This window comes from Phycicoccus sp. CSK15P-2 (genome assembly GCF_016888005.1).
In the GTDB taxonomy this organism is placed as follows: domain Bacteria; phylum Actinomycetota; class Actinomycetes; order Actinomycetales; family Dermatophilaceae; genus Phycicoccus.
In genome coordinates, this window is record NZ_JAFDVE010000020.1 from 84,792 (window position 1) to 91,256 (window position 6,465).

The following is a 6,465-nucleotide window of genomic DNA, read 5'->3' on the forward strand; positions in this document are numbered from 1 at the left end:
GCCGCCCGTGTCCCCCCGCGCCAGCACGATGCTGCAGCCGCACGCCACGCCGCCGGAGGCGATCCGCAACTTCTGCATCATCGCCCACATCGACCACGGCAAGTCGACCCTCGCCGACCGGATGCTCCAGATCACCGGCGTCGTCGAGGAGCGGGCGATGCGCGCGCAGTACCTCGACCGGATGGACATCGAGCGGGAGCGTGGCATCACCATCAAGTCCCAGGCCGTGCGGATGCCGTGGGACGTCGACGGCAACCGGCACGTGCTCAACATGATCGACACCCCGGGGCACGTCGACTTCACCTACGAGGTCTCCCGCAGCCTCGCCGCGTGCGAGGGCGCGGTCCTCCTCGTCGACGCCGCACAGGGCATCGAGGCGCAGACCCTCGCGAACCTCTACCTCGCGATGGAGAACGACCTCACGATCATCCCGGTCCTGAACAAGATCGACCTCCCGGCGGCCCAGCCCGAGAAGTACGCCGAGGAGCTCGCCGGCCTCATCGGCTGCGAGCCCGAGGACTGCTTCAAGGTGTCCGGCAAGACCGGTGAGGGCGTCGAGCCACTCCTGGACGCGATCGTCCGGCAGTTCCCGTCCCCGGTCGGGGACGCGGACGCGCCGGCCCGCGCGATGATCTTCGACTCCGTCTACGACACCTACCGCGGCGTGGTCACCTACGTGCGGGTCGTCGACGGCAACCTCAACCCGCGCGAGCGGATCGCGATGATGTCGACCAAGGCCACCCACGAGCTGCTCGAGATCGGCGTCATCTCGCCGGAGCCGAAGCCCGCGGACGGGCTCGGCGTCGGGGAGGTCGGCTATCTCATCACCGGCGTCAAGGACGTCCGGCAGTCCCGCGTCGGCGACACCGTGACCAACGCGAAGGCCCCGGCCGCGAGCCCGCTCGGTGGGTACCGCGACCCCAAGCCGATGGTGTTCTCGGGGCTCTACCCGATCGACGGCAGCGACTACCCCGACCTGCGCGACGCCCTGGACAAGCTCAAGCTCAACGACGCCGCGCTCGTCTACGAGCCCGAGACCTCGGCCGCGCTCGGCTTCGGGTTCCGGTGCGGGTTCCTCGGGCTGCTGCACCTCGAGATCGTCCGCGAACGGCTCGAGCGCGAGTTCGACCTCGACCTAATCTCGACCCAGCCGAACGTCGTCTACGAGGTGACGATGGAGGACGGCACCGAGGTCGTCGTCACCAACCCGAGCGAGTTCCCCGGCGGCAAGGTGGGCGACGTCCGCGAGCCGGTCGTCCGGGCGACGATCCTCGCGCCGAGCGAGTTCATCGGCGCCATCATGGAGCTCTGCCAGGGCAAGCGCGGCACGCTGCTCGGGATGGACTACCTCTCGGAGGACCGCGTCGAGATGCGGTACACGCTGCCGCTCGCCGAGATCGTCTTCGACTTCTTCGACGCCCTGAAGTCCCGCACGCGTGGCTACGCGAGCCTCGACTACGAGCCCGCGGGCGACCAGGTGGCCGACCTCGTCAAGGTCGACATCCTGCTGCAGGGCGAGCAGGTCGACGCCTTCTCCGCGATCGTCCACAAGGACCGCGCGTACGGCTACGGCGTGATGATGGCGGGCAAGCTCAAGGAGCTCATCCCGCGCCAGCAGTTCGAGGTGCCCATCCAGGCCGCTGTCGGTGCCCGCGTCATCGCCCGCGAGAACATCCGGGCCATCCGCAAGGACGTCCTCGCCAAGTGCTACGGCGGTGACATCTCCCGGAAGCGCAAGCTGCTCGAGAAGCAGAAGGCCGGCAAGAAGCGGATGAAGAACATCGGCTCGGTCGAGGTCCCGCCCGAGGCCTTCATCGCCGCGCTCACCTCCGACGGAGCAGGCGGGGAGAAGACCAAGAGGTGACGGTCTCCTCTGCGCCGGGCACCGTCGCCCCCTCCCGTCCCCCCGGGGACCTGCCGACGACCCGGCTGCTGCTCCCTGCCTCCGCACTGCTGTGGGGGACCCAGTTCGCCTTCCTCACCCCGGCGATCGGGATCATCCTCGCCGCGCTCTACGGCGCGAGCGCCACCGAGATCGGGGTGGCGCTCGCCGCGTACAACAGCAGCGCCTTCGTGGCGACCCTCGTCGTCCCGACCCGGGCCGACCGGAGTGGCGACTACCTCCGGCCGCTCGTCTGGTGCGGGGTGTTCACGATCGCCCTCGTCACCGCGCTCGCGGTCGCACCCACGCTGCCGCTGGCTGTGCTGGCGCTCGTCGCGCTCGGCGGCCCGGCCGGCGTCGCCGTCGGGCTGATCTTCGCCCACCAGCGGCACACCGGTGCCACCGCCGACCAGGTCATGCGCACCCGTGCCATCTTCTCGCTCGCGTGGGTGGGTGGCCCTCCGCTCGCCGCGTTCATCATCGGCACCGGGGGCTCGCGCGCCGTCCTGTGGTCGATCGCGGGACTCGGGCTGCTCGGGCTGGGCCTGACCCGGCTGATGCAGTCCCGGCACGCGCGCTCGCGCCACGCCGCGGCGCCGCCACCGGTCGGCGACCGGATGTCGGTCGTGCTGCGCCGTCCCGCCGTCATCGCACTGCTCGCCACGTTCGTGCTGCTCCTCGGCTCGGTCACCGCATCCGTGGCGGTCATGCCCCTGTACGTCACAGAGGAGCTCGGGCTGCACGTCGAGTGGAGCGGGATCGCGCTCGGCACGTGTGCAGCCCTGGAGATCCCGCTGCTGCTCTCCCTGGGCCGGCTCACCGCGCGCTTCGGCCCGTGGCGGCTCGTCGCGCTGGGCAGCGTCGCGGGGCTCACGTACTACCTGCTCATGCTCACCGTCGGCGGCCAGGTCGTCCTCGTCGGTGGGCAGCTGCTCAACGCCACCTACATCGCCACGGTGTCCGGCCTGGGGCTGACGATCTACCAGGACGTCGTCGGCCGGCCCGGCCTCGCGTCCTCCCTCTTCATGAACACGACGCGGGTCGGGGCGATCGTCGCAGGTCCGGTGCTGGCGCTGGGTGGCGCGTCGGTCCTCGGCTACACCGGCGTCTTCCTCGGCTGTGCGCTGCTCGTGGTGCTCGGCGGCGGGGTCCTCGTCGCCTCGAGGGGAATCGCTCGTCGGCGGGCCCACGCCGGAGGTTCGACATCGGGGGTGCTCACCCCGTCGGAGGGGTCCGTTCCGTCGAAGCCGAGCCACCGGTAGAGGCGGCCCGCCGGGTCCGCCACCGTGTGTCCGGCTCACAGCGGCACGGTCGACTCCTCCACCGTGCCACCCGGCAGCGGCCCGTCCCGCCACCGCTGTGCGTCGTCGGCGAGGGCGAGCAGGGCGTCGAGGTCGCGGGGCCAGACGACGTCGCCCGACGCCGCGAGGTCGCCGACGGCCCACCAGCGCAGCCCCACGACGGTGAGCCGCTCCTCCTCGGTGTGCCGTGAGGTGTCGGCCTCGAACGCGGGCACCCTGACCCGGTAGAAGACCTCGGTCTGGTCGACGGTCTTGTCCGACCAGCCGTGCCTGACCTGCCGGACGAGAAGGGGCCCGTCGAGGTCGCCCTCCGCCACCCGCAGCCCGGTCTCCTCCCACAGCTCGCGGACGGCGGCCTGCTCGTCGCTCTCCCCGGGGTCGACACCGCCTCCCGGTGTGCTCCACCAGCGGGGCACGGGGTCGAGACCGAGGTCGGAGTCCTCGATGAGGAGGATGCGGTCGTCCTCGTCGAGGAGCAGCACGCGCACCGCGCGCCGGGTGAAGTGCGGCCGGTCGCCGGGGGCCGGGATCGCGACGAACCCGGGCTGACCGGGCAGCTTCGGATGCTCACTCACCCGGCCACGCTAGCGCCGTCGCAGGCCCCTGCAGGCTCCGGCGGCTCCCGCAGGATGGATCCGGCCCGGTGCGCTACCCACAGGTAGCATCGCCCCGTGGCCGACACCTACGACCTCTACCGCCGTGCTGCCCGGCTGCCCGCGGGCCGCCGCCTCTTCTCCGTCGCCTTCGCGCGCAAGGCGCCGTACTTCCGCACGGTCCGCCCGCAGGTGCGCGACGTCCGTCCGCATCATGCCGAGCTCGTCGTCCGCAAGCGCAAGGCCGTCGAGAACCACCTCGGGACCGTGCACGCGATCGCCGTGTGCAACGGGCTCGAGGCGGCGATGGGCTTGCTCGCGGAGGCCACCACCCCGCCCGGCCGACGCTGGATCCCCAAGGGGATGGAGGTCAGCTACCGGGCGAAGTCGTCGACCGACCTGCTGTGCGTCGCCGAGACCGACCCGGAGGACTGGGCGGAGGTGGGTGACGTGCCCGTGCGGGTCCGGGCGCTCCGCACCGATGGCACCGTGGTCGTCGACGGCACGATCACCGTCTACGTGAGCGAGCGGCCCGCGCGCTGAGGCGCTCGGTCAGGCGCGGGTGAGGCGCATCCGCAGCCGCTCGACGGCGTCCTGGCCCCAGCCGTTCTCGCGGAGCCACCCGGCGGCGCCACCCCATCCGTCGTCGACGGCGTCGAGGATCGTGAGCATCGTCTCCGGCCGGGGCGTCTGGTCGGAGACCACCTGGCGGGCCAGCGCCGGGCCGTAGGAGTCGCGGGTGGAGAGCCGGCCGATGATCGCCTCGATGCGCTCGGCGGTGAGGACGTAGTCGGCGACGATCTCCTCGTGGGGCACGCCCGCGACGTCGAGCGCCATCGCGACCACCGTGCCGGTGCGGTCCTTGCCCGCCGCGCAATGGACGACCGCGGCCCCGCGGGCCTCGGATACCGCCCGGAGCGCGGCCGAGACGGAGTCGGGCCGGCGGGCCAGGTACCCGAGGTAGTGCTCGGCCCAGAACGCGCCGTCGCGCACCGGCTCGTCCTGCTCCGGGAGTGCCAGGGCCCGGGCGGCGACCTGCTCCTTGGACTCCGCCGGGCGCTCCCGCATCAGTGAGTGGTGGTGGTGGGTGAGCGAGGTGACCCGGCGCAGCGGCCCGTCACCCTCGAGGTGCAGCTCGGTCTCGGTCCGCAGGTCGACGATGTCGGTGACCCCGAGCTCGTCGACGAGCCGGGTCACGTCGTCGGTGGTGAGGTCCTGCAGGTTGTCCGAGCGGATGAGACGCCCGGGCCGGGTGGTGCCGCCGTCGCGGGTGGGGAGCCCGCCGAGGTCTCGCATGTTGACGAGCCCGTCGAGGTGGATCCAGCGTTCCGGCACGTTCTCATCGTAGGTGCCCACCCCGACGTCCCGATGCGAAGGCCCGGGCCCCGGGCGGGGATGATGGGGCCGTGCCCCGACTGCCCGACGGAGAGCCCGCGCCGCGCACCGGCGAGCTGCCCGACCACGCGCTCGAGGGCCTCGGTGGCGGGCGGTTCGGGGTCTACCTGCACGTCCCGTACTGCGCGGCGCGGTGCGGATACTGCGACTTCAACACGTACACCCTCCCCGAGCTCGGCCCCGGAGCCTCCACCACGGACTTCGCGGACACCGCGCTCACCGAGCTCGACCTCGCGGCCCACGTGCTCGGCCCCGGGGCACCGGCGGTCGGCACGGTGTTCGTCGGGGGCGGGACGCCGACCCTGCTCCCGGCCGAGGACCTCGTCCGTCTTCTGGACGGCGTGCGTGAGCGGTTCGGGCTGACGCCCGACGCCGAGGTCACGACCGAGGCCAACCCCGACTCGGTGACGCCGGCGTCCCTCGCCACGCTGGCCGAGGGCGGGTTCACCCGGGTGAGCCTGGGCATGCAGTCGGCGGTGCCGCACGTCCTCGCCACGCTCGACCGCACCCACGACCCCGCGCGCGTCGGAGCGGCGGTCGCGGCCGCGCGCGATGCGGGTCTCGTCACGAGCCTGGACCTCATCTACGGCACCCCCGGGGAGTCGCTCGACGACTGGCGGGCCAGCCTCGAGGCGGCCCTGGCGCTCGAGCCGGACCACGTCTCTGCCTACGCCCTGGTCGTCGAGGACGGCACCCGGATGGCGGCCCAGGTGCGCCGTGGCGAGCTCGCCTCCCCCGACGGCGACGACGAGGCCGAGAAGTACGAGCTCGCCGAGCGGGTGCTGGCCGACGCGGGCTACTCCTGGTACGAGGTGAGCAACTGGGCGCGCACCGACGCCGGTCGCTGCCGGCACAACGAGGGGTACTGGCGTGGCGACGCCTGGTGGGGGGTGGGCCCCGGCGCGCACAGCCACGTGGGTGGGGTGCGATGGTGGAACGTCAAGCATCCGCGGGCCTACGCCGCCCGGCTGGCGGCGGGGGAGTCGCCCGCGGCAGGGCGCGAGCTGCTGACCCCGGAGCAGCGGTACGACGAGGACGTCCTGCTCGGTGTCCGGCTGCGCGACGGCCTTCCGGTGGACCGGCTCGACCCGGCCGGTCGCGAGGCAGTGGCCGGGCTCGTCGCCGACGGTCTTCTCGACGGCACGGCGGCCGTCCGGGACCGCCGGGCCGTGCTGACGCTGCGCGGACGGCTGCTGGCCGACACGGTCGTGGGGGGGGGGGGGGGGGGGGGGGGGGGGGGGGGGGGCGGGCGCGCGGGGGGGGGGGGGGGGGGGTCGGCCGCGGGCCGCCACAC

The 6,465-nt window shown here is 73.0% G+C and carries 6 protein-coding genes; 4 read left to right on the forward strand and 2 right to left on the reverse strand.

The features are described 5' to 3' along the window. Positions 1–28: 28 nt before the first annotated feature. Both lepA and JQN72_RS12345 read left to right on the forward strand, forming a co-directional pair. On the forward strand, positions 29–1,864 hold the full coding sequence (gene lepA / locus JQN72_RS12340) for a translation elongation factor 4 (protein WP_204135504.1): 1,836 nt from the start codon (positions 29–31) through the stop codon (positions 1,862–1,864). Further along, positions 1,861–3,144, forward strand: a complete 1,284-nt coding sequence (locus tag JQN72_RS12345) for an MFS transporter (protein ID WP_204135493.1) — start codon at positions 1,861–1,863, stop codon at positions 3,142–3,144. The genes lepA and JQN72_RS12345 overlap by 4 nt, the downstream gene beginning before the upstream one ends. 35 nt (positions 3,145–3,179) lie before the next feature. On the opposite strand, the gene JQN72_RS12350 is transcribed toward JQN72_RS12345, so the two are convergent. Continuing rightward, positions 3,180–3,758, reverse strand: a complete 579-nt coding sequence (locus tag JQN72_RS12350) for an NUDIX domain-containing protein (RefSeq protein ID WP_307812655.1) — start codon at positions 3,756–3,758, stop codon at positions 3,180–3,182. A gap of 96 nt (positions 3,759–3,854) precedes the next feature. On the opposite strand from JQN72_RS12350, the gene JQN72_RS12355 reads away from it, so the two are divergent. Beyond that, positions 3,855–4,319 (forward strand): hotdog fold domain-containing protein, encoded by a 465-nt coding sequence (locus tag JQN72_RS12355; RefSeq protein WP_204135494.1) that lies wholly within the window; start codon positions 3,855–3,857, stop codon positions 4,317–4,319. Positions 4,320–4,328: 9 nt separating this feature from the next. Here the strand turns inward: JQN72_RS12355 and JQN72_RS12360 are convergent, their stop codons facing one another. Beyond that, positions 4,329–5,111, reverse strand: a complete 783-nt coding sequence (locus tag JQN72_RS12360) for a tyrosine-protein phosphatase (protein ID WP_307812656.1) — start codon at positions 5,109–5,111, stop codon at positions 4,329–4,331. Positions 5,112–5,182: 71 nt separating this feature from the next. On the opposite strand from JQN72_RS12360, the gene hemW reads away from it, so the two are divergent. Beyond that, on the forward strand, positions 5,183–6,465 hold a 1,283-nt coding region (gene hemW, locus JQN72_RS12365), incomplete at its 3' end, for a radical SAM family heme chaperone HemW (protein ID WP_204135495.1).